At 58.0% G+C, this 522-nt stretch carries 1 protein-coding gene; it reads left to right on the forward strand.

Annotated elements, in window-relative coordinates; genetic code table 11:
- Window positions 1-480 (forward strand): IS3 family transposase (locus PQQ96_RS42195; protein ID WP_408303365.1); only part of this gene is annotated, 480 nt, incomplete at its 5' end.
- Between the last annotated feature and the right edge of the window lie 42 nt (window positions 481-522).

Consider the following 522-nt stretch of genomic DNA (forward strand, 5'->3'; position numbering starts at 1 on the left):
ATCACCTATCTCTGGACCGACGAGGGCTGGCTGTATCTGACGGTCATCCTGGATCTGTTCAGTCGCCAGGTCGTGGGATGGTCGCTCAAGCCCCACATGCGCACGGAGCTGGTTTCCGACGCGTTGCGAATGGCGTGGTTCCGGCGTCGGCCCGAGGCCGGTCTGATCATGCATAGCGACCGTGGGAGTCAGTATTGCAGCGCCGAGTTCCAGGACCTGATCAAGAGTTATGGCATGCGCAGTTCGATGAGCCGCCGAGCAAATTGTTGGGACAACGCGCCGACCGAGAGCCTGTGGGGATCGCTGAAGCAGGCGCGCATTCACGGTCAACGCTTTGCGACGCGTCGCGAAGCAATGGACGAGGTGATCGACTGGTTGAGCTTCTACAATCATGGGCGGCTGCACTCGACGTTGAATTACGTCAGTCCGATGCAATTTGAACAAAACTGGCACGCCGCACAGAGAAAGCAAGCGGCATAATAAACGCTCGGTTAGCGGATACGAAATTCGCGGGCAACGTCA

Origin of the sequence: Paraburkholderia sediminicola, from assembly GCF_046027825.1 — a bacterium.
Classification (GTDB): Bacteria; Pseudomonadota; Gammaproteobacteria; order Burkholderiales; family Burkholderiaceae; genus Paraburkholderia; species Paraburkholderia sediminicola_D.